The 20210-nt window shown below is 50.5% G+C and carries 17 protein-coding genes and 2 tRNA genes; 2 read left to right on the top strand and 17 right to left on the bottom strand.

Annotated elements, in window-relative coordinates; translation table 11 throughout:
* Nucleotides 1–31 precede the first annotated feature (31 nt).
* From RW092_RS06980 to RW092_RS06935, 10 genes are all read right to left on the bottom strand, one after another.
* Nucleotides 32–1309 (bottom strand): ATP-binding protein, encoded by a 1278-nt coding sequence (locus RW092_RS06980; RefSeq protein ID WP_316009867.1) that lies wholly within the window; start codon nucleotides 1307–1309, stop codon nucleotides 32–34.
* The gene (locus RW092_RS06975) at nucleotides 1296–2051 is read right to left on the bottom strand and encodes a LytR/AlgR family response regulator transcription factor (RefSeq protein WP_316009866.1); all 756 of its coding nucleotides are present in this window, start codon (nucleotides 2049–2051) and stop codon (nucleotides 1296–1298) included. Before RW092_RS06975 ends, RW092_RS06980 begins: the two co-directional genes overlap by 14 nt.
* 148 nt (nucleotides 2052–2199) lie before the next feature.
* Nucleotides 2200–2284, bottom strand: a tRNA-Leu gene (locus RW092_RS06970).
* A gap of 98 nt (nucleotides 2285–2382) precedes the next feature.
* The gene (locus tag RW092_RS06965; RefSeq protein WP_316009865.1) at nucleotides 2383–3999 is read right to left on the bottom strand and encodes a glycoside hydrolase family 5 protein; all 1617 of its coding nucleotides are present in this window, start codon (nucleotides 3997–3999) and stop codon (nucleotides 2383–2385) included.
* 112 nt (nucleotides 4000–4111) lie between these two features.
* The gene (locus tag RW092_RS06960; RefSeq protein ID WP_316009864.1) at nucleotides 4112–5440 is read right to left on the bottom strand and encodes a glycoside hydrolase family 28 protein; all 1329 of its coding nucleotides are present in this window, start codon (nucleotides 5438–5440) and stop codon (nucleotides 4112–4114) included.
* Nucleotides 5427–6551 (bottom strand): glycoside hydrolase family 88/105 protein, encoded by a 1125-nt coding sequence (locus RW092_RS06955; RefSeq protein ID WP_316009863.1) that lies wholly within the window; start codon nucleotides 6549–6551, stop codon nucleotides 5427–5429. Before RW092_RS06955 ends, RW092_RS06960 begins: the two co-directional genes overlap by 14 nt.
* Nucleotides 6552–6596: 45 nt before the next feature.
* Entirely contained in the window at nucleotides 6597–7472 is an 876-nt protein-coding gene (locus RW092_RS06950) for a carbohydrate ABC transporter permease (RefSeq protein WP_028538021.1), read from the bottom strand.
* Nucleotides 7472–8443, bottom strand: a complete 972-nt coding sequence (locus tag RW092_RS06945; RefSeq protein ID WP_028538022.1) for an ABC transporter permease — start codon at nucleotides 8441–8443, stop codon at nucleotides 7472–7474. Before RW092_RS06945 ends, RW092_RS06950 begins: the two co-directional genes overlap by 1 nt.
* Nucleotides 8444–8476: 33 nt before the next feature.
* Nucleotides 8477–10030, bottom strand: a complete 1554-nt coding sequence (locus RW092_RS06940; RefSeq protein ID WP_316009862.1) for an extracellular solute-binding protein — start codon at nucleotides 10028–10030, stop codon at nucleotides 8477–8479.
* A 120-nt stretch (nucleotides 10031–10150) separates the two neighbouring features.
* Nucleotides 10151–11671, bottom strand: coding sequence for an extracellular solute-binding protein (locus tag RW092_RS06935; RefSeq protein WP_316009861.1), 1521 nt, complete (start codon nucleotides 11669–11671; stop codon nucleotides 10151–10153).
* Between the two features lie 136 nt (nucleotides 11672–11807).
* Between RW092_RS06935 and RW092_RS06930 the strand changes: the two genes are divergently transcribed.
* Entirely contained in the window at nucleotides 11808–14153 is a 2346-nt protein-coding gene (locus tag RW092_RS06930; RefSeq protein WP_085278374.1) for a helix-turn-helix domain-containing protein, read from the top strand.
* Nucleotides 14154–14354: 201 nt separating this feature from the next.
* Here the strand turns inward: RW092_RS06930 and RW092_RS06925 are convergent, their stop codons facing one another.
* The 3 genes from RW092_RS06925 to RW092_RS06915 all read right to left on the bottom strand — a co-directional run bounded on the left by RW092_RS06925 (nucleotide 14355) and on the right by RW092_RS06915 (nucleotide 17045).
* Nucleotides 14355–15341 (bottom strand): LacI family DNA-binding transcriptional regulator, encoded by a 987-nt coding sequence (locus RW092_RS06925; protein ID WP_316009860.1) that lies wholly within the window; start codon nucleotides 15339–15341, stop codon nucleotides 14355–14357.
* An 87-nt stretch (nucleotides 15342–15428) separates the two neighbouring features.
* Entirely contained in the window at nucleotides 15429–16772 is a 1344-nt protein-coding gene (locus tag RW092_RS06920; protein WP_316009859.1) for an alpha/beta hydrolase, read from the bottom strand.
* Nucleotides 16773–16960: 188 nt separating this feature from the next.
* A tRNA-Leu gene (locus tag RW092_RS06915) sits at nucleotides 16961–17045 on the bottom strand.
* A gap of 160 nt (nucleotides 17046–17205) precedes the next feature.
* On the opposite strand from RW092_RS06915, the gene RW092_RS06910 reads away from it, so the two are divergent.
* Nucleotides 17206–17664: a YhjD family protein gene (locus RW092_RS06910; RefSeq protein ID WP_254899708.1), complete on the top strand. Its 459-nt coding sequence runs from the start codon at nucleotides 17206–17208 to the stop codon at nucleotides 17662–17664.
* A 19-nt stretch (nucleotides 17665–17683) separates the two neighbouring features.
* On the opposite strand, the gene RW092_RS06905 is transcribed toward RW092_RS06910, so the two are convergent.
* From RW092_RS06905 to RW092_RS06890, 4 genes are all read right to left on the bottom strand, one after another.
* Nucleotides 17684–18250 (bottom strand): RNA polymerase sigma factor, encoded by a 567-nt coding sequence (locus tag RW092_RS06905; RefSeq protein WP_316009858.1) that lies wholly within the window; start codon nucleotides 18248–18250, stop codon nucleotides 17684–17686.
* Nucleotides 18251–18445: 195 nt separating this feature from the next.
* Nucleotides 18446–18664, bottom strand: a complete 219-nt coding sequence (locus tag RW092_RS06900; RefSeq protein WP_085278378.1) for a hypothetical protein — start codon at nucleotides 18662–18664, stop codon at nucleotides 18446–18448.
* 24 nt (nucleotides 18665–18688) lie between these two features.
* Nucleotides 18689–19636, bottom strand: coding sequence for a M23 family metallopeptidase (locus RW092_RS06895; protein ID WP_085278379.1), 948 nt, complete (start codon nucleotides 19634–19636; stop codon nucleotides 18689–18691).
* A 19-nt stretch (nucleotides 19637–19655) separates the two neighbouring features.
* Nucleotides 19656–20210, bottom strand: a 555-nt coding sequence (locus tag RW092_RS06890) for a hypothetical protein (RefSeq protein WP_316009857.1), incomplete at its 5' end; no start/stop codon positions are given.

The raw sequence follows: 20210 nt of genomic DNA, 5'->3' as shown, positions 1-20210 counted from the left end.
AAGAGACGTATTTGGTTCCGAAACGCAAAATTTAATCCCTGAACGGCAAAATCACCATGTTATTAAACGTCTTATTGCCGGTTTCGATCGTCATGTTCCCGCCGTACTTGTCACAAATGCGGGAGATGTTGGTGAGACCGATGCCGTGAAACTCCCGGTTCGGCTTCTGGCTCTGCAGACGGGTCACGTTCTGCTCCGTATGGTTCAGGATTTGAATCGTGAGGGCATGCTCGTCCGAGCGGATGCGAATCAGAATATAGCGATCTTCCGCCACCCTGACTTTCTTGGAAGCTTCCAGGGCGTTATCCAGCATATTGCCAAGAACAACGCAGAGGTCATAGCGGTCGATGTTCAGCTCCTGCGAATGGAGCTGCAGCTGTGTATCGATCCGAATGCCGTTCGCTTCACCGATGTTAAGCGCATTGGTCACCAGCGCATCGATTACGAGATGGCCGGTATTTACCCGATGATACGCGTCTTCGACCTTATTTAGCGTAACCCGAATATGCTCTAACGCTGCAGCCGTATCCCCGCGCTTCATGCACTCTTCGATATATAGAAAATGCTGGTTCGTATCGTGGATGATGCGTTTAATCGACTTGAAGCTATGTACCGTTTTTTCATAGTTGGCGTCCTGATAGTCCATCTGCCGCTGCAATTGGAAGTTCTCCTGCTGGATTTGGAATTTGTCCATCATCGTGTCAAACATATAGATCACCAAAACATTCAGGAGCAACAACCCAATGACCCAAATGAAGAAATGCAGATTCTTCTCACTGGTCGCCGCCAGCAAATTGACCTGATAAATGCTGAACACCGGTACGAACAGAAAGAGCAGGTAATAGCCGGGCTTTAACGGATACGTCCGCCGTTTGGCCACCATCCGGATCAACTGAATGACGACAAACATCAAAATGCAGGACAGCAACAAGGTTTTCGCGGACGCCGTAAAATTGGTAGGTTCAAAGTCCCGAAATTCATCCGCATCGAGCGTATAGAAAATAAAAATGGACAGCGAATTCACAATCGACATCAACACGCCGTACAACACGGTAAACATAAGTTTATTTTTTAACTCTACCTGGTACGTATCCGCCAGACTATAGATCAATAGCAGCGCCACGCCGGAGGCAAACCACTCCAAATCAAGCGTCAAATAAACCGATGCCAACAACGCGAATAGAACAAAATGCGCGAACCGCTGCGCTTTACGGGCCGCTCTTCCAAACACTGAATCAAAGAAGAAAATAATCTGAAACCCCAGCACAAACACGCTGCTGATCAGAATCGGAAGATTAAATGGAATCATAGGTAATATCCTTCATCACCTTATATTTGGTATAGAAATCCTTCACTTCTTTCACTTTCGAGCGTCCGATTGGCAGCTCCAGCCCGTTCGACATCTGTACGAAATTGCCCGCAAATTTAACCACATGGTTGAGGTTGATGATAATCGACCGATGGATCTGTAAGAAATGGCTGTCCTTTAGTGCTTCCGCATACTTCGAGATCAGCCCCTTACTTTCAACCACCTTGGAAACGGTGATGAACTTGAGTTTATTTTTCATCGTTAGGCTCTTGGCGGATTCGATCGCGATAATCTCCTCATGCTTCAGCACCACTTCTTCATAGCCGGACTGGACGATCAGAAATTTCTTCTCTTGCGCTTGGAAGTAATGACAGAGCTTAAGCACCTTCTCCTCCAGCACGGAGGGCTCAACGGGCTTAATCAGATATTGAAAAATAAACACGTCCAAGCTCTCCACCATATATTCAGGATAACTCGTCAAAAAGATAATCTGCTCATCCAGATGCTGAAGCTCCCGGATTTTGCGGGCCGCAGCAATGCCGTTGATCCCGCCCATCTCCACATCCAAAATGAGAATATGAAACGGCGTCTGCCCTTGTTCATAATGGGCTACCAGCGCCTCTCCCGAAGGAAACTGTTCGATGTCAAATTCGATATTGGATTTAAAAGATAACGCCAGCAGCATCTGCTTGATCTGCTCACGCTGTTGCTTCTCATCATCACAAATCGCCACTCGAAACAATGCGGCCTCACCTCGCTTGTATGGATTACTCTCTTGCCCGCAGCTTTACGCGATTATCCCTTTCACTCCGCTGTTCACTATGCCTAGTATGCAAAAAAAGCTCTTAAATTCTACAGGAGAATTCAAGAGCTTCTAGCAGTTTAAACGATGCGGTCGAGAGGACTCGAACCTCCACGGGGGGTTAGCCCACACGGACCTGAACCGTGCGCGTCTGCCAATTCCGCCACGACCGCTTAATGTGATCTCTCCGCGAAAGCCGTTAAACCATTTTTCGCGGCGACAAGATATAAAATATCATGCGCCGCGAAAAGAGTCAAGCCTTTTTTTCAATTTATTCCACTGTAATGGCATGCAACTCGACTCGGCCCGTCTCCACACTAACGGTTAGCGTTGTCTTCGCGGCCTCAACAAGTACGGCGCTGTAGCGGCTGACATCTTGGCTTGGAGAAATCGTCAGACGCGCACGCTCAACCCCATCTTGCTTCAATGTGATCACCGTTTCTTCCCGGCAGATCAGCTCCAGTACCGCCGCGTTGCCGGACTCGATGCCGCAGAACGAATAGGCGGCAAACTCGCCGTCCGCAAGCTCGAGCGCGAGATTTTGCCAGCCGCAATCAAACCCGAACTTCTTCGGTTGCGGCTCATCTGAGATCGGCACGATTTTCATGCCCGTTTGGGCCCGATACTTAAAAATGTTCCCTTCCGTGCGGCGTCCGCTGAACGAGATGCCTCTGCCCGGCAGCTCATCAAAATCTGTACCGCGAACCCGAGAGCCCGGCTTACGGAAGACCGACGCGGTTACCTCTGGACGGGGAGTGCAGTTCTCTACCTTGATGTTATCTAAATAAGCATCAAGAATTTGCCGTGCGCGCTCATAACTTGGTCGTGCTCCGCCCTCGACATAAGCCAGCAGCTCGTCCCAGCCTTCAGGTTTGTTCACCGAATACGGCGAGTTGGCGCGCTCCATCTTCTTCCACGGCCATAAGTTGTAGCCGATCCCCAGCGACAAGGCTAACGGATACATCGCCGCAAACCACTCCAGCTCGTTCTCCCCGGTCTCGCCAAGCCATAGCGGTTGGTCCAGCGTCTCGGACAGCTTAAGGAACTCCTCGTACGCTTCTTTGCCGGGTTTGCAAGCGTATCGATGGAAATGGATCACCATATTGGGATCATAACGTTTATAAAATATTGCCGTATTCGTCGCCCAGTGATGCCCTTCCACCGACAGCAGATGTCGGTCGTCCATTTCCCGAATCGCTGCGATTACTTCATCATAAAATGCCGCCAGCCGCCGAACGAGGTAATCCTCGTGTTTGCCTTCCATCAAACCGGGACGAACCGGCTCATTTAACAGGTCGTACCCGCCGACGATCCAGCGGTCGCGATACCGCCGCGCCAACTCCTTCCACAGCTGGATTGCTTTGTTCCAGCTATCCTCATCGGTGAACAAGCGAGGGAAATCGTCGATCGAGTCGTCGATGTTGGCTCCGGTCTGTCCGCCAGGCGCTCCATGCATATCCAGAAAGGCGTAGAGGCCAAACTCCTCACACCAATCCAAACAGCGGTCGATCAATGCAAACCCGTCCTCTTTCCAGCGAATGCCCGGCTCGTCCTCCATCAGCAATCTCCAATTAAAAGGAATGCGGACTGAGTTATACCCCTGCTCCGCCATACGCCGGATATCTTCGCGGGTCACGTAATTCTCTCGGAAACGCTTCCAGAACTGCTGGGCATAATCTGCTCCGGCCAACTCCTGAATGACGGCCTCAATCCGCCGCGGGCGATCGAACCGGGAGTGATGGGATAACCACATATAGCCTTCGCATAAGAGCCAATTCCCCAGTCCCCAGCCCGTCAGCAGGATCTCCTCTCCATCGCCGTTGACGATTTTTGTTCCTTCTGCGCGGAGAAAGCCTTTTACCCGCGAGCGGTCCGTATGTTCGTGCATCGTTCGAGTCCTCCCCCTGTTGATCGGTTTATACGCCATCATTATAGCACCCTGCTGCTGCCTGGGCGGAAAATCCGATATTTGCGTCCTCAACCCGAAAATTGCACCCCTCTTAATGCCGCTCCACTAAAGACTCCGGCTTAGCAGTTCGGAGTGAGCGGCACCCCGTAAGTTCTACATCCTCCCCGTGTTCAATATAAAAAGCCGGACCCTCGTGGTTTTCAACCGACACTTGGTTAAATCGTACGTCCCGCACATTTCCCAGGTAGAACCCGCGCCGCACCATCTCCTCGATTCCATCCATCATGGCAGGACGGCCGGGAATCGCGTCCTTCGCCATGGAAATCTCGATACGGTCGAAGGTGATTTCGGAAATGTACTGCTCCGCCAATCCATACAAGAAGCCAGCAGCGGCATGTACTTCGCGCGCGGTAATGTCGGAGAAATGAATCCGGCGGAACTGCGGGGTTGCCTCCGTGATGGGATACGGATTTTTGTCCCACACATATTTCTCCTTACCGCATGGACCGCAAAAATAATATAGATTCATAATAAAAGGACAGATCACGTTATTCATCACGAGGTTGCTGACGCGGATATCCTCAACGATACCTCCTCGGCCGCGACGGGACTTGAGCCGAATGCCGCGGTCCGTGTGCTGGAAGACGCAATTCGAGATCGTCACGTTCCGGATACTTCCGCTCATCTCGCTCCCGATTACCACCCCGCCGTGACCGTGAATCATCGTGCAGTTGGTGATGGTAATGTTCTCACAAGGAACCCGCTCCGCCGTCTCCTCCGTACCTGCCTTAATCGCAATGCAATCGTCCCCGACATCGATATGGCAGTTGCTGATTCGCACGTTCGAGCACGATTCCGGGTTAATTCCGTCCGTATTCGGAGAGTCCGCCGGATTCAGAATTGATACGTTGTCAATCGTCACGTTTTGGCAGCAAATCGGGTTGACCGTCCAGCTAGGGGAGTCGACCAATGTGACGTCTTTAATCGTCACCCTCCGGCAGCGGTCGAAGCTGATCAACTTCGGACGCGGATACTGCAGCTCCTCCGGACGGTTCCGGTGCTTCTCCCACCAGGGCTGGCCGTTCCCGTTGATGCATCCGTTCCCCGTGACAGACACATTCTCGAGATCTTCCCCGTAGATGCAGGAGGCATGGACCTCCCGTTGCACCCCTTCCCATCTGGACTGTACGACCGGATAATCATCCGGGTTGGTGCTGAAGGACAACACCGCCCCAGGGCTTAACCTAAGCTCGACATGGCTCTTCAAGAAAATCGCTCCGGTCACAAACGTTCCTGCTGGCACGAGCACCGTGCCTCCGCCGGCTTCACTTGCTGCCGTAATTGCGGCCGCTATGGCTGCGGTTGCCGGAACCCCACTGTCCTTCACAGCCCCATAATCAACGATATTATAAGTGCACATCCGCAGGATCTTCCTTTCTGCTGAGGAGCATTTCCATTTGGGTGCAGGCCATCACAAACGCGCCCACCCCGTGCAGATCGTTTTTCACTTTCGGGCGCGCCGCGTAATGGTCATAATCCCCCACCGATGTACCGATACAGATATCCGGTAACACCAGACGGCCTTTATCGTCCCATTCCACGACTTGAGTCAGCCCTTCGTATCCCCGCAATGCGGCACGCCCGGCATCTTCACCGGCCAGTCCTTGCTGCACCGCTTTAGCCAAGGTGTATACGAACAAGCAGGAGCCCGACGTTTCCAGCCAGTTATCCGGACGATCACCTTTGTCAACCACCTGATACCAGAGCCCGCTCTCTTGATCCTGATAACGGATCAGCGCATCTACGAAACTGGAGAACGCCCTCGCAAGCTCCGCCCTCCCCGGCTCGTCTGCCGGCAGCAAATCGAGGAATTGAGCCAGCGCCAAGCCGTACCAGCCCAGCGAGCGGCTCCAAAATTCCGGGGAACAGCCGGTTTCCGGATTCGCCCAAGGCATCCGCCGACTCTCGTCCCAGGCATGATAGAGCAAGCCGCTTTTGGCGTCGAGCATATGTTTGCGCATCAGCTTCTCCTGGTGCAATACTTCAGCCCGAAGCCCTGATTCCCCGAACGCATTTGCATATTTTAGCGAAAAGACCCCGGCCATATAGAGTCCATCCAACCACATCTGATACGGATACTTATCCTTATGCCAATAACCGCCCTCACTCGTGCGATTCAGCGTCAGCAGCAAGTAACGCAGTTTCTCAGCAGCGATTCGATATTTAGACTTCCCGGTTCGTTCATATAGTGGAAACAGCAGCAAACCAGCCTGCACGGCATCCAGCTCATCGCGGGCGAACATCAAATTGCCCTGCTCATCCACCAAGTCATCTACATATTGTTGAATGTACTGGATGTACTTCTCCTCCTGAACGACCTCCCACAGCTGTTCCATCCCGCACAGAAAGACGCCTTGATGATAATGCCAGCGATGAGCGGGAGGGAGAGTTCCCGCATCCTGGTATATGTCCATCATCGAATCGCATGCCTTCTTCGCCCAAGCTATAGGAGAGTCTGGACGTTGCCCCATCTTTCTCCAACTCCTTCCGCTTCGGATTTCATCGCCATAGACCCCTCACCCTTTCATCGATCCCAGCAAAGCTCCTTTGGCAAAATGCTTCTGCAGATACGGATACACCAGCAAAATCGGCAGAGTGGCAACCACGATGACCGCCATCTTGATTGTCTGATCCGGCGGCGGCACAGTTCCATCCAATTCGGCGCTGTGGTCCAGCCCGCTCGCGAGCACGACGATTTGTCGCAGCAGCACTTGGATCGGCCATTTGGCGCTGTCGTTCAAATACAAAATCGCCGACATGTACGTATTCCAATACGTCACCGCATAGAACAGGGAAATCGTGGCGATGGCCGGCATGGACAGCGGCAGCACGATTTTAAACAGGATGCCAAAGTCGTTGCAGCCGTCGATCCGCGCGGACTCCTCCAAGCCCTCCGGAATGTTCTGAAAGAAGTTCTTCAGAATGATCATATTAAATGCGCTGATCGCAGAGGGAATGATTAAGGAAGCATACGTATCGATCATCCCCAGCTCCTTCACAACCAGGAACGTCGGAATCAAGCCGCCGTTAAACAGCATCGTAAAAACAACAAGAAAATTGATGGTTCTTCGGCCATCAAGGTCTTTACGCGCCAGCCCATATGCCATCAGCGCTGTCAGCAGCATGCTGAACAACGTACCGACGAGCGTGACGCCAACGGAAACCCCCATCGCCCTAAAAATCGTGTTCGTTGAAAAAATAAACCGATAGGCTTCCAAACTCCATACTTTGGGAATCAGCACGAATTTATTTGCCGCCAGCTCTGCGTTTGTCGTAAAAGAACCGGCCACGACATGCACGAAGGGCAGCACCGTAATCAACGAAATTATGGCCAACAGCGTAAAATTAATCGCCGCATAAATACGACCGCTGATCGATCGATCCTCCACCATCAGTAAACGCCCTCCTCCCCGAACTTCTTGGATAGTTTGTTGACCAGCATGACCAGGATCAGGCCGATGACGGATTTGAAGAATCCAATCGCCGTGCTGTAGCTGTATTGTCCTTGCCGCAGCCCTGCGGTGTACACATACGTATCAATAATCTCCGCAACCTGCCGGTTCATCGAATTCAACAGCAGATAGACATGCTCGAAGCCTAAATCCAGCACATGCCCGATTTTCAAAATAAACAGCGTTATGATCACACCCCGGATCGACGGAAGTGTAATATGCCATACCTGACGCATCCGTCCGGCACCGTCCATCCGTGCCGCCTCATACAATCCAGGATCGATGGCCGCCATGCCGGCCAGGTAGATGATCGTCCCCCAGCCGGCCTCCCGCCAAATGACCTGAAGGATGTACATCGGCCGGAACCAGTCAGGGTTCAGCAGGAAGTTGATCTTCTCGAAGCCAAAGTACACCAACAGTTCATTGATAATCCCGCCGTCCATCGTCACCATCACGTAAGTAATCGACACGATAATGACCCAGGACATAAAATGCGGCAAGTAGACGAAGGTTTGGAACAGCCTTTTAAAGAAGTTCCCTCTTAGCTCGTTTAGCATTAACGCCAGAATGATCGGCACCGGGAAATAGATAAACAGGTTGAGCGCAAACAAGATCACCGTGTTTTTCAAAATCATCATAAAATCCGGTTCCGTAAACAGCCGTTGAAAATGCTCCAATCCTACCCATTCGCTGCCCCGAATGCCGTTATACGGCTTGTAGTCCTGAAAGGAAATGATCAGCCCGTACATCGGCAAATATTTGAAGATGATAAAATAGAGCACGCCGGGCAGCAGCATCACATACAGCCATTTATTTCGCCACAGCCGCTTGCGAAGCTGTGCGGCCTTCGTGCGTCGATCGGGCGACGGAAGCTTCGTCGCAACGGAGGATGGAACAGTTGCCTCTCTCATATAAATCTCCTCCTATGTTCCTTCAATAAGACGTTATCTCGCTGCGTTATATTCCTCGATAATTTGCGAACCGCCCCGGCTCTTCCATTGCTCGATCGCTTTCTCGAAGCCCGCCTTGTCGATTTGACCGTAAATATATTGATACGTGGCGTCCGTAATCAACTGCTGCAGCTCCACGCCCTTCTCCGCGTAGGTTTGCGAATCCAGCGCCGCCGTAGGGTCAGGCACGCCCACCTTGACGTTTTCCTTGATTAATTCTTCCGCATGGATCCGGCCTGGCAGCGTATTGTAGCTTTCGTACATGCCGTTGGTTTCGGGTTCCCCGATGACGCTGTCCTTAAACGGCTTCACTTCGCGCTCGATCAATTCTTTGTTATCCGCAGCCTTGGCTTTGCCTTCTACGACCGTATAGTGCGTGCCTTCAATGCCCCAATACATCAAATTGGCTACTTCCGGCGTCATCATCTTGTCAAAGAACGCCAAAATCTTCTTGAGCTCCGCTTCATCCTTCACCGCCGATTTCGGGAACAGAATGATATTGTTGTAGCCCGGAATCATCCACTGGGCGAACTTCCCGTCGGGACCGGCTACCATGCTATGCGTGTCGAGTACAGCATCCGGCACATTTTTGATCAGATCCTTGTTGAGGGAATCAATGTCCTGCATCGACCCGCCGATATAAAGCCCGGCCTTGCCGCTGGTGAACATATTGACGGCATCGGTCTTGCTGGTTGCCGCAAAATCCTGGTTCATGTAGCCGTTATCCCGCAGCTTCTTAAAGAAATCCATCGTATCGATATATTGCGGGAACATAAACTCCGGCAACAGTTGGCCGTCCTTCTCACCCCAATTGTTGGGTGTGCCAAACCAGGCGGATACCGTCTTAAACGCTCCATAAACCAGCTCGTTCCGGTCAGCGATCCCGATCGTATCCTTTTGACCGTTGCCGTCCGGGTCTTGTTCCGTAAACGCCTTGGCCATTTCAAACAATTCGTCCACATTAGCCGGTGCGGACAAGCCTAGCTTATCGGCCCAATCCTTGCGGTAGATGATCCCCTGGCGGGCCAGCGGTCTGCCGATATAGAGGGAGTACAGCTTGCCTTCCACCTTCGTGTTGTTCAGAATTTCCGGCTTCAATTTGTTCAGATTCGGAAATTCGCTTAACAACGGGCCAATTTCCCAAAACTGTCCGTCCTTAATCGCTTCTTTCATTTGAATAAACGTGGTTTGGTTTTTGAGATAGGTCACTTGGGGCAAGGAACCCGTGGCAAATGCGGTGTTCAGCTTCTCTTCATACGTGTCTGCCGGGAAAAACTGATAGTTCAGCTTCGTATTCGTCAGCTTCTCTAGTTCCGCTTTGATCGTATCCGGCGGCGTCTCCGACGTATTTAACGGCAGCATAATCGTAATTTCCGTTGGTTTCTCCGCTTCTGCGGTTGGGTTCGCGCCGTTATCCGCCGTGGTTGCAGCCGGCTCTGTCGCTGCTGAATTGCTGCCTTTCTTATTGTTAGCGCTTCCACAACCGGCCAGCACAACGCTTAGCGCTAACAGTGCGGTCAGAATGAGGATGAAGGATTGTTTCTTCATAGCCTTTGGACCTCCCATGGTTTGGATTACTTACTCTTCCACAGTATCGTCATGACCAAGGTACGGAAACAATCATTTCCTCATAACGGCAGCGGCTCAGCGCTAAACCTGAACTAATGATTATCGGCGTGATAGCGCTTCCTCAAATTCGCGGATTACGACCTGACCGCCGCTTTGCTTCCAGCGCTCAATCTCTTGGTGGAAGCCTTCGGCGTCGATGCGCCCCAGGATGTAGTTGTAGGTGGCATCGCTTATGATCGTGGACAGCTCCGCACTCTTCTCATCATAAGTCGGTGAGCTGAGACGAACCGTCGGATCGTCCACCAGGAATGCTTCATTGTCTTTGCTAAGCTGCTCGGCAATTTGAGTCAAATGCTCTTTTTGTGCAACCTCCATAATATTGGGGTTGCTGATATCGGCAATCATCAGCGAATATAGCGGATTCACCTCGTTCACCCGGAGCTGCGACGTTTCTTCCGGCAGAATAACCATCCCGTTTTCCGTCCGGTAGTGTCTGCCTTCAAAGCCGTATTTCATTAAATTAGCCACATCCCGATCCATCGTTCGGTCGAAGAAACGAAGCGCGTCTCTGAGATCCTGCTCGGTAGGAATCATTTTCTTCGAAAATAGATACAAACCGTTAAAATTCGGAATCGACCACACTTTGTACCCGTACGGCCCCTTAATCCGGTTCACCAGCGTAAAATCCGCATCCGGATTGATGGCCCGCGCTTCAATGGCAAGGCGCTGCACGTCGGTCATACTTCCGATCAGAACGCCCGCCTCCCCGCGGATGAACCGATCTCGTTGCACCTCTTTGCTGGTAAGCGGAAAATCCGAATTGATCAGCTTCTCGTCGTATAACTTTTTCATAAAATTCATCGTATTCAAATATTCATCCGTCATAAATTCCGGAATGACCTTGCCGTCCTCAATCTTCCAGTTGTTGGGGGTGCCAAAATAGGAGCTAAGCGTCTTAAAAATACCGTAAACCAAATCGTTCCGGTCCACGACACCAAGCGTGTCCTGCTCCCCGTTGCCATCCGGATCTCCGTATGTAAACTGCCGCAGCACTTCATAAAGCTCATCCAGTGTCTTGGGCTCCTCCAGCCCCAGCCGCTCCAACCAATCCTTGCGCAAAATGACCCCTTGCCTTGAGGAAGGGCGTTCGGTATACAGCCCATAAATCTTGCCGTCTACGGCCGTCTGATCTAATATGTTCGGATCCACCTTGCTCAGGTTCGGGAACTCTGCCAAATACGGCCCAATTTCCCAGAAGACGTCGGAACGAATCGCATTTTTCACCATGTGATAATCCGATACTTTCACAAAGCTGACCTTCACCAGGGAGTTGGTGGTTAACCCCGTCAACATTTTGTCGGTATAAACGCCCTCCGGCACCCATCTAAGATCCAGTCGCATGTCGGTTAACTCCTCGATTTTGGCTACCACCTCCTTCGATGGCGGCTGAGGAAAGTGAAGCGGCACCAACACGGACAAATACGGCCGATCCGAATCGGATGCCTGAAGTTGCGTATCCCGGTTTATACACCCGCTTAGCAAGGAAACCAAGAATACAAGCACGAGTAAGAGCAACGCTGTCGCGAATAACCCGCGGTCCCCGCCTTTTGTTCTAATCATTGCTCAAAGCCCCCCTCAAACCGAAGAATAATACAAAATGATTATTGCCTCACGAGATGATTATTGCTATTATTTGACAGACATCATACACTTGGAATTAACGACTTTTTAACGATAAGGTCAGGTGCTGAGATTGGTGAAACCTTTAAGCTTCTTAAGCAAACTGATGATTTTTACAATCGCCGTAAGTACACTGCCCGTCCTGTTCATCGGAACGTTTTCCTATCTGACTTCAACCCGAGAAATCCAAAAAAATGTCAACCGAAGCAAAATTGAGCTAATTTCGCAAATTAACTCCAATGTAGAACGGAAGTTAACAACTGTCAACCAAACGTTAAATCAAGTCGTCAACTCGACCGTGCTCAAACAGGCTCTTCAAAACCCGTTATCTGAAAGCGATTTCAAACTATATAACGACCTGCGGAATGAAATCCGCAACATGCAATTCTTCGATACGAAGCTGGAGGATGTCGTGTTGATGAATCTCCAGCAGGACTGGATGGTGAAGAACTCCGGGCTGTATCGGATGAGTGAATATAAGGACCGTGAGGGCCTGGAACAGCTGATGGATACGCCAAATGATACCACCTGGATGTTAACGCCGTCCTCCTGGTTTTATAGCGAGGAGAATGCGGATTCAGCACCTTGCCATTACAGCATCAGCCTGATCAAGAAGCTGCCGGTCTCCAGCTTGCATAAATACGGACTGGCATTGGCCAATTTTCCTGCCTGCAGCCTGCAAGACGTTGTGGCGACGGACGTTCAGACCGAGGACCTGGTGATTGTCGCAGATGAGCACGGGCAAATCCTGATGCATCCTGATCCTTCATGGATCGGCCGTCAGCTGGAGGAAACCGGATGGGAGGATACCTCCTTGCTCGCGGACGAAACTCATCCCTCCGGGCAATTTCAGACGCACATCGGCAAGAAAGCTTATGCCGTCACCTACTTGCGCTCCCAGCTGAACGGATGGATGTATCTATCAGTCACCTCCATCGGCAGCCTGACCCGGGAAGCCGGCAAAATTGGACTGTTCACCTTCTATGTCTGCCTGTTTATGCTGGTGTTGTCGGTCGGGCTGGCCTGGTTCGGCTCACGCCGGATGTACTCGCCGATCGAACGCCTTCTGCATCTCATCGGCCGGCGCAAAACCGATGTCCGCCGGACCCATGCCGATGAGTTTGAACTCATTGGTGAAGAGTATGATCGTTTGTTCCAGTCCAAATCGCAGCTTGAAACGGAAGTTCGGCAGCATATCCGACAAGTGCGGGCGTTCTCCTTGATTGAAGCGTTTCAAGGGCGCTACACCAAAAGCCAATTACTAGAGAAGCTCGAACAGTACGGCTACCAGGAGCAGATCCGCGCTTGGCGAACGATGACGGTGTTTACCTTAGCCCTGGATTTTACGGAGGATTCAGCCTATGGCAAAAAGGATCTTAACCTGCTGCTGTTCGCCGCGCAAAATATCATCGAGGAGTTGCTGGATCCCCGCAGCCGGTTCACCCCGGTGATTATGGACCAAACCATCGTGACGTTGATCGGAAGTGCTGAAGAGGAGCCTGATTCGTTCCACCAAACCGTATATACTTGGACGGAGAAGCTGCAGCACGAAATCCATCTATGCCTGAAAGTCCATGTCAGCATTGGTCTAAGCTTGTCATTTCAGTCCATCTCAAAACTGCCCATCGCTTACCGCGAGGGGATGGAGGCATTAAAATATCGGATGAAGCTCGGGACGGGGGTCATTATTCAATACGAGAACCTCAACTCCGGCAAGCATGTCCTGAACGTGAACTATCCGACGCATAAGGAAAACGAGCTGCTAGACGCCATTAAGCTGGCGGAAACGGAGAAGGCCAAGGAAGTGAATGCGCGGCTGTTCAACTCCATGTTCAACCAAGAGCTGACGCCGCAGGAATATCAAATCCCGCTGACCCGCCTGCTGAATAATTTGCTGGTAATGATGCAGGAAGCGGGGATCGCCTTGCACCAGATCCGGCCTGCAGGCAGCGGTTCTTTGTTTGAAGAGATGTTTGGGCTGCACACCAAAGCAGAAATCGAGGATTGGTTCTGGACGACGGTCATTCACCCGATGATCCGCATCTTTCATAACCGGCAAAACGCCCAGTACCAAAATATTTCGGAGAAAATTATCGATTTGATTCACCACGAGTACGACACCGATTTAACCCTGGAGGCTTGCGCCGCCCGTCTTCATTACAACGCGAACTACATCAGCAGCATTTTTCGGAAAGAAACGGGCTGCTCCTTCAGCGAGTACCTCACGATGTACCGCTTCAAGATGGCGAAAGAATGGCTGCGCAATACGGAAATGCCCGTCAAGGAGATCGCGGCCAAGCTGAGATACAACAACTCGCAGAACTTTATCCGCTCCTTCCGTAAGATAGAGGGGATGACACCGGGGCAGTATCGGGAAGGTGCAGCAGCGCATTCGCCGGGGAGCATTCGGAAATCGATGTAAGGCTGCGGCGGGGGCCCGGAGGTATAAATGGGCCGGGGCTTTTGCAGGATTATCCCGTTTGATCAGGAACCCGCAACCCGCTTGATGACCGCCTATCACTGCACCTGCTTTCTCCCTTCACTTCACCTTGCCCGCTCCCGGCTTATAGCTTCCTGAACGAAAGGGATAATCGTGGCAAGAGGCGTACGAAGCGGAGGGAAGTTAGCCCTCGGCATTCACTTGCTGCAATGGAATCGAAACGTATTCTTCATATCCCACTTGAGTTTTGGAGCTTGCATTTGAAGGGGGCTTGTCCTTCGATTCGATATAAAACTGCATGATCTGAAAAGCAACCTCCAGTTGTCCGCGATTTGCTTCTGAGGTGAGCTTGTGGACCGTCGAAGGCAGCACTTCAGGACAGCCGCTCGTACAAAGGACGGTCAGATCCACGTCCAGTCCTCGTGAGGCGTTCGCAACAAGCATGCCAACAAACTCGTTGATCACAATCCCGGCGCCCCCTCGAAACCGCGCCAGAAAATCGGGCAAATGGTCCACGTTGTCCGCTGTGAGCACGAAAATGGCTTCCGGTTCGAGTTCTGCCGCATCCATGATGATCTTCATCGTGTTCTCATTCGTGAAGTCATCCAACACCAGAAAGCGCCGTGCGGTCGCGGCCGATTGCTCTCTCCATAAGGTAAACGCCTTGCGGTAATCCATCACAACTTTATGAAACAGCGGATCGTCGATATGGGTATCGAGCAGTACGATCGGAACCCCAAAGCTAAAATGGACGGAAATGTCCCGGAAGACGTCCTGCTTCACTCCGGCCAACAGCACCCCATCCACCTCCCGCTGCCGGATGATCTCTGGATTGGGCCGCAAGGCGTCCATCCCCAGCACAAGCAGGTGATAGCCTGCCTGATTGCAGAGCATCTCCATCCGTTCAGCTAATCTGCCGTAATAGAGCTGCTTCCATAACCCGTCCCGCTCGCTGCGGCAGAAGAGCAAGGCCACCATGCCGGATTTCCCCCGGACAAGCGAACGTGCCGCAAGGCTAGGGATATAATTTAGCTTCTTCGCGGCTTCCAACACACGGCAGCGCGTTTCATCCGTAATTTTCTGGTTGTCCACATGATTTAAAATGTAACTAACCGTTGCCACCGAAACCTTCGCTTCACGGGCAATATCCTTCAAGGTTGCTTTTTTCACGGCCAACACCTCATCAAATCTCTAGCACTTTGGTAGGATGATACCATATCCCGGAAGGGAATCGCTACTGCCTTGGTCCATAAAGGATTAGGCAGTTGGGTCATCCTCCCACTCCTCCACGATGAAATGCAGACGAACCGGCTCGGAGGTGTCAAAGCGTCGGCTCGTTGCCCTGCGCTCATGGAATCCAAAGCCTCGCGATACCTTCACATCAAATACCAGGTCTCTAGGCAGCAAGAAGCTCCCCTGATAGAACCCGTCTCGAACTTTCGGGATTTCGAACCCCGCGTGAATTCGAGCATCCGCCAGGGTAGACGGTGGAACGGTCACGCTGATTTCAACTTGCACGTGCTCGGACAAGTCCGGGATCACCTCGATGCTCGTCAGTGCGGTAAGCCCGCCGAAGCTGACCGTTACATCAGCTTTCCCTTCGGCCTGCGGAACGATCAAGCCGTCCGGTCCCACCGTCAGCACTTCCGGACAGTCCACCGTATAGTCTGCCTTGAGTAAACTCATTTCGAAGCCTGTGTCGCAGGTCACTTGGGGATAGAGCCAAACCCGATGCCCTTGCAGCCCCACTTGTCTTCTCCCGTCCAGCCTGATACTGCGCGGGCGTCCCATCTCGCCAAACAGATACAGCAGCGGGGAGTGCAACCGTCTGGCCCAAGCGACTTGGGAGTGGCCCGCCGCCTCATCAAGTAAAAACATCAAATCCTCGCCCGGCGCAAAACCGCTTTGGATCAATTCATCCACAAACGCCCGGACGTGACGAGGCATGATCAGCCCCTCCGCACCGCCGATATCGACCCAAACGCGCAGCGCGGGCGGTTTGACCGGGAAGGAATGGTATATTTTTTGCTCGCGTACCGGTTCAAGATGGTTCATATGGTCCCTTGGTTCATTCACCACCGCATGCACCAGAAAAGGCGACAGGATCGCCACCTGTCCAAAGATGTCCGGACGACGAAAAGCGATATGATAAGAGACAAGTCCGCCCGCAGAAGAACCGATGATCGCCGTATGCTCCCGGTCCGTTAATGTCCGAAACTTAGCATCGATCATCGGCTTCAGCTCCTCAATGAGAAACCTTTCGTACAGATCCCCTTTACAAGTCGTATTGAAAGCTTCTCGAACTCCCGGATGATCATGGAAATACTCCGAGCCCCGTTGATCCTCAATGGACGATACCGCCACGATAATCACTTCTTCCATCCGACCTTCCCGGCTTAACCGCTCGGCCGTTAGGTGCATCTCCCAAGAGTCTCCCTTAGAATCAGACGCAAACATATGCTGTCCATCCTGCGCATAAAGCACCGGGTACCGACGATGCTCCGCTTCCGCATAAGAAGTAGGCAAATAGACATAAACCTCCCGAGCATTGCCCAAAAACCTGGAGTACACATTAGCAAGTGTAACGATTTCCGCTCCCATTCGTAACCATCCCTTCGGCAAGCAAATTTAACTTAAACGATTAATGTTCTAAACTTAAACGTTTAAGTTAAGTTGATATTAGGCTGGCTCTGGGGATTTGTCAACACGATCTCTCACAACAATGAGCAAAAAAAGAGCTCTCGATCACCATAAAGGTCAATCAAGAGCTCTTGTTCGTTAAAAATCGATGCGGTCGAGAGGACTCGAACCTCCACGGGGGGTTAGCCCACACGGACCTGAACCGTGCGCGTCTGCCAATTCCGCCACGACCGCATAGTCGATATCGTACAAAATCATATTTTGCAGCGACAAGATAGATCATACCACGCCCTGCATTGAGAAGTCAATGGAAAAGTTTCATGGGACCCCTTGATTAAAAACGTTGCGCGGGGGTATGATAGGAACATAAGTTCGCGTAAAGGAGTGTTGTTCCATGGCCGTTCCCGGCATCAAGGAAGAAGAACTGGCGCTCATCAAGAGCGCGCTGCTGCTCGGTTTCTTACAGAAGGTATTCGAGCGGGACGCCCGAATTCTCGAACAAAGCGGGCTGCTGAAGAGCCCGGAAGCTTACGTCGATCTCATCCGCGGCGGCGAGCGCCGTGTCGCGTTGGTCCTCTCGGAGATTCAAGGCAAATTCCGCGAACGGAACATTGAAATCGAACGGATTCGTCAAGACGAGAACGGCATTCAGGCGGACTACCGCTGCCGGGGATACCATGGCAAGATGCGGATTTTGTGGGCCGGCTTGCAGCGTGAGGTGTCCACCCGGATGCGCGCCTATCTTGGCAGCGGGGGCGCATCCGCCAAGGAGCGGGCTATCCTCCGAAACCGCCAGCCGGGAAGTGGCGACGTCTCCTCCCCTGCAAGCTGCGGCAAAAAAGGGACCCTTTAAGGGGGAATGAATCCCCTGTTCATTCATCATGATCAGCCCATTTTTCCAGAAAATGTTGCAACAACTTTTTGCGAGCTCTCGCCAGCCGCTGGCTGACAACAGCTTCTCCCAGATTCAACTCCTTACTGATTTCACGATACGATTTTCCAGAGAGATAAAACAATAGCAATACGGTCTTATAGTCTGACTTTAATTCGCTGAGAGCCAAATAAAGCAATTCAATTTTCACTTTGGTCTCAACTTCACTTGCAACACTGACTTCGTTTCGAACTTTTGCATATATACTATCGCATATATAGCCAACCATCCGATGGCCGTTATTCCATTTTCTTAGGAAATCAATGGCGGTGTTCCGGGCAACCCGCCTAATCCAACCTGGTATATTTTCATCTGATTGTAGTCGTGGCCCATGTTTGACTGCCTTAATAAACGCTTCTTGTGTAATGTCCTTAGTTAGTTCATGATCATCGCTTATGGAAAAAATATCCTTGTGGACAAACTGAGAAAAAGAACGATAGACCCATTCTTGTGTAGCGACATCCATATCGTGAATGGGGCATCGTAACAGTTTAAACCACCGTTCCAAAGAAAATCCCCTCCGAGCTACCAATGAGCGAGCAAGTTGGTTTCTTACCACTTTTCAGTCTCGAATCATATGATAAACATCACATATTTAGAGTATATCATTCATTGGGAGAAAAGGGAATTTTATCCTAGCAAAATAGTAAAAATGCCTTCCTAGCCATTAGTAGTCGGCTGAACGGCATATCCCGTCTTCTATTCATAAAAACTGCTTGGCCATATAAGCTACGATCATACCTATAAGAAATATGGCAGAAACGCTGGTCCACTTTTTGTCGTTTTCAATGTCCCTTATACGTAATATCCAGAATACAATTAAAAATATGACTTTCCCCCAAATAGGCACATAAGGAAATGTTAGTCCCATTGTAAGCGCAATCGCTTTTACCCCTATCTCAATAGCAACTTTTATTTTCATTTATTGTTCCACCCCACGACCGTTTTATCTAAACAAAATTCGTTCATTCAGAATTAAGTCATTGCGTTTTAGCTGGGTACCATCCACAACCAGCGGGACAGAAGGGCCTCTAAATTCTTCGTTTTTCCCCTCGGTCTTCTTGATCGCATGAATGTGAAGGTGTGGCTCTGTGCTGTAACCCGAATTTCCAACCTTGCCAATCTTTTGTCCTGCCTCAACAAGGTCTCCTTCCTTTATTTGAATGCTTCCCTTTTTTAAATGAAGCAGTAGGATATAAAAATCTTTATATTCAATGACGACCATATTGGATCTCGTTGACAGAGGACCGGTTTTAAAAGCATCACTCATCCCATCAACTACTTTTACCACTTTCCCATAGACGGGACTATATACCGGCTCACTGTAAATCACGTAATCATCCAAATTCCGAGACATCAAAAAATTCCTTTTGCTGATCCCCCATATATTCAATTTGACAATATCGATTGCGTATTTTTGGGACGGATACTCATAATGATAGTTCAATGCACTTGAATTACCGCCATGTGAGATACTGTATATCCCGCCTCTTAACGGGAATTTTATCTGAACAGCCTCCCTATTAGACTGGCTGTCGAAGAAAACTGTTGTAACTCGCAAGACTGTTACCACCACAAGTAAAATTCCTGGAATGATTAAAAGCCATCGCAGAAAGGACAGGAATGGCGGACGTTTCTTATATTCCCATGATATTCCTCTATGTCTCCAAAACGAGACCAGGATAGCAATGGGCAAAAAGCACATCATCGCTATACGTAGATATTGACTGATAAGGGACCAATCGGTATACATCAACATCAACACTGACCAAAAAAACGAGAATGAACCGAATATCAGCCAATTCTTCCAGATTTTGAAGCGCATAACAAGTAAAATAATATTAAGTATAAGAGGCACGAAGAACGCTTTGCAAACTACCAAAACTATATTCATCTTGTCCCCACCATATCCACTATGTGTTCAATTCTTTAGCAACCCTGGTACGAAATGCTGGGTCCGAAAAGATTTTACCGATAAACAGTTGCATCTTCTTCCTCAACCAGATGAGCTCAGTTCCTGTTGGTTCATGAATAAGCAACGCTAACGCTAATCGGTTCTTTTGTTTATCCTCTACGTAAAAAACATTGTTTAATATGGATATGCTTGCCCCCCCCTTACTTAGTACTTTCTCAAAAGGAGATGCTTCTTTCACTTCCCGCTCCATCAAACGCATGAATAGTTTTTGGGCTACTTCATCGAACCATTTCTGCCGCTGCAACCTCTCCAGAAGTGTCCCATATAAATTGGCCGTCGCAGAAGGCATCCTGCTGGATTCGCTAAGTTGCAGTTTTCGATTATAGATAGATTTCCGATTGTATTTAACAATAAATTCCTTTTGAGTGTCCTTTGCCAAGATTCGATGCACTTCTTCTGCAAGCCGTTTGTATTGGTCGGGACTCATGCTTTTCATTTTTAGCGTTGCTTCTTTCAAGGTTAGTTGCTCGTGATCCATCAGATAAGCCCCTAT

The sequence above is a fragment of the Paenibacillus sp. 3LSP genome (assembly GCF_032465655.1).
Classification (GTDB): Bacteria; Bacillota; Bacilli; order Paenibacillales; family Paenibacillaceae; genus Fontibacillus; species Fontibacillus barengoltzii.
Note: the sequence above shows the minus strand (reverse complement) of the source record. Positions and strands in the feature narration are given on the sequence as shown.